This window comes from Mannheimia sp., assembly GCF_056854775.1.
In genome coordinates, this window is record NZ_JBXGGI010000015.1 from 1 (window position 1) to 2615 (window position 2615).

The 2615-nt window shown below is 35.9% G+C and carries 5 protein-coding genes; all 5 read left to right on the forward strand.

The genetic code is table 11. The features are described 5' to 3' along the window. The first annotated feature begins 93 nt into the window (after positions 1-93). Complete coding sequence (locus ACJHV0_RS01140) at positions 94-1044, forward strand: P2 family phage major capsid protein (protein ID WP_483133138.1); 951 nt, start codon at positions 94-96, stop codon at positions 1042-1044. Beyond that, on the forward strand, positions 1041-1235 hold the full coding sequence (locus ACJHV0_RS01145) for a hypothetical protein (RefSeq protein WP_463625757.1): 195 nt from the start codon (positions 1041-1043) through the stop codon (positions 1233-1235). The genes ACJHV0_RS01140 and ACJHV0_RS01145 overlap by 4 nt, the downstream gene beginning before the upstream one ends. Before the next feature lie 131 nt (positions 1236-1366). Continuing rightward, complete coding sequence (locus tag ACJHV0_RS01150; protein ID WP_463625758.1) at positions 1367-1627, forward strand: type II toxin-antitoxin system Phd/YefM family antitoxin; 261 nt, start codon at positions 1367-1369, stop codon at positions 1625-1627. After that, positions 1617-1907 (forward strand): type II toxin-antitoxin system RelE family toxin, encoded by a 291-nt coding sequence (locus ACJHV0_RS01155; RefSeq protein WP_483133139.1) that lies wholly within the window; start codon positions 1617-1619, stop codon positions 1905-1907. Before ACJHV0_RS01150 ends, ACJHV0_RS01155 begins: the two co-directional genes overlap by 11 nt. A 40-nt stretch (positions 1908-1947) precedes the next feature. After that, on the forward strand, positions 1948-2615 hold a 668-nt coding region (locus ACJHV0_RS01160; RefSeq protein WP_483133140.1), incomplete at its 3' end, for a hypothetical protein.

Below are 2615 nucleotides of genomic sequence, written 5' to 3' on the forward strand. Positions count from 1 at the left end.
TCAAAAAACGCCAACAGAATTACATAAAGAAAAATATATAGAACAGCCTAAAGGCTTATCATCATTAATTAACGAACTGTAAGGACTTAGAAAATGAGCTTTTCCACTTTTGCACACGCATTAAAATTAGATAGACAAGGCAACGTTATTTTATTTGACGACAGCCCCGAAGAACAAAAAAAATTAATTGCACGATTAAAACAAAATCGCCTTTTTAAGTTATTGAATTTAATTCAAACACGATATGAAAGAGGCGAAGCAATCGGACTATTCACACCGATTGCCGGCACAACAAACACCGACCAAGACATAGCACGCGAACCAAAACACGCTCTTGCACCGGCTCAAAAATACCATTGCGAACAAATCAACATTGATAGTTATATTCGCTATGAAAAAATTGATGCCTACAACCTCGAAAACAACCTAGAAGAACATTTAAACCAGCTATTAGATGATAACCTATTGCGAGGACTTTTAATGGTAGGTTGGCAAGGGGTAAGCCGTGCAGATACATCAAATGCTATAGATAACCCTCTAGCCCAAGACGTAAAGAAAGGTTGGCTACAAAAAATCAGAGAGGGCAAACCGCAAGCCATCATCAATGGGGCAACCGTAGGCAAAGGGCAAGCATTTAAGAACGTAAACGCCCTGATTAAGCAAGGTTTAAGCAAAATCAGCCCGGCTTACGCAATGGGCGGAGATATGATCGCAATTTGTGGTCGTGATATTATCGCAGATGATATTATTCAACTTGAACACAACGATTTAAGCGAAAACTTAGCCGACCTTTTAACCCTATGCCAACAAGCCAAAGGCGGACTAAAAGCGGTAAGTATTCCCTACTTTCCAAGCAATGCGATTTTAATTACTCGATTAGATAACCTTTCGCTATATTTGCATTTAAACAATATCCGCCGTAAAGCGTTTAATACGCCACAAAAAGACAGCGTAGAGACATTTTTCTCCCTCAATGTGGATTACATTGTAGAAGACTTTAATGCTTGTTGTTTAATTGAGAATATTGAGGTTATTGAAGAATGAGCCTAGAAAACTATATTCAACAAGTGGAAGAAATGGAGCTTTTAGAAAAGTTGGATTTTGTTTCTGACCTACTAGAACTTGAGAAAGTTAGCGAAGTTGAAGCATATCGCATTTTAACCGCTCACGGCGAACCCAAGCCCCAAGAACAGCCCGAACAAACAGGGGCAATTATTGACTTCTTAGACGACTAACCCAAAGCCCCTAAAAGGGGCTTTTTGCATTTTTGCGACAAAAAACGACCGCTTGCAACTTAAAAAGACTTTTAAAAGACTGATAAACGCCCTATAATCCTCTCATAAAGACTGTACACAGAGAGGAAAAAATGGCTATTCATCAAGTATTAACCGCAAACGTAGCAAGCATTACAGACTTAAAACGAGATCCAATGGGAACAGTAAGGGAAGGAACAGCGGAAAATGGAGCTATTGCTATTTTAAACCGTAATGAACCCGCTTTTTATTGCGTAACGCCTGAAACCTTTCAATTTTACCAAGATTTAGCCGAAGATTTAGAACTAGGGAAAATTGCCCACACACGTAAAGCTGAAGCCGATTTTATTACAGTAAAATTAGATGACTTATAAACTTAAATTTCATCGAAAAGCCCTAAAAGAGTGGGAAAAATTAGGAGAGCCAATCAAAAACCAGCTAAAAAAGAAATTAGCCGAACGGCTGGAAAATCCACATATAGAGGGCGACAGGCTCAAAGGGAACCTAGCGAATTTATATAAAATCAAGCTCAAATCGCTAGGCTATCGCTTAGTTTATGAAGTCAATGATGGTGAAATTACCGTGCTAGTGTTAGCAATAGGTAAAAGAGAACGCTCAACTGTTTACGACAGCGTATTAAACCGCATTCAGTAACAAGCCCGAAAGGGCTTTTTATATATAAGAGAGTAAAAGAATGACAAACTACAAATTACCGCCTAGAAAATGGTACACGCTAGAGCAAGCAATTAAACGAATCAAAAATCTAACTGGAGAAGAATTAGAAATAGATGACTTATTGCATTTTTGGTATTTAAGAAAACTAGAATTAAGTGTTTTTTTAAATAAAAATAGAAATGGTGATTTAATTATAGGTGGGCATTCTTTTAATAAAGAAGAATACTTAATTGTAGAACAACCTAAAATGACAATAATGGAAGATGGCACTATTGAACTAGAAAATGGGGAATCAGAGGAAGATTTTGAAATAGACTATATATTTAAAAAATATACATTTGATGAATTTAGCTCTTATAACGGTTTACTTTCCATTTATAGCAGTATTTGGGGAAGTGTAGATATAGAAACTGAGATTATAGAAAAAGGAATTTGCTTAAATTTCGCTGGTCAATTACTCTCAGCAAAACACCCTAAAACACAAACTAGAATACGATTTTATATTCAAATTTTAGATTTTGACAAAGGTAGAAATACATATCTAACGCCAAAAGATTTATTTATTATTGATGAACACGTAAACGAGTTTATTTTAGGTCAAGGAGGATATGAAATAGAAAAAATCTCAAATGCTAAAAAATCAGAATTAAGCCCTACCATTCAAGAAAACCAAATCAATTTTATTCG

Bases quoted from the DNA above. Each gene is read 5' to 3' on its own strand.
- ACJHV0_RS01145 (WP_463625757.1), top strand. From the start codon at position 1,041: ATGAGCCTAGAAAACTATATTCAACAAGTGGAAGAAATGGAGCTTTTA.
- ACJHV0_RS01155 (WP_483133139.1), top strand. From the start codon at position 1,617: ATGACTTATAAACTTAAATTTCATCGAAAAGCCCTAAAAGAGTGGGAA.
- ACJHV0_RS01150 (WP_463625758.1), top strand. From the start codon at position 1,367: ATGGCTATTCATCAAGTATTAACCGCAAACGTAGCAAGCATTACAGAC.
- ACJHV0_RS01140 (WP_483133138.1), top strand. From the start codon at position 94: ATGAGCTTTTCCACTTTTGCACACGCATTAAAATTAGATAGACAAGGC.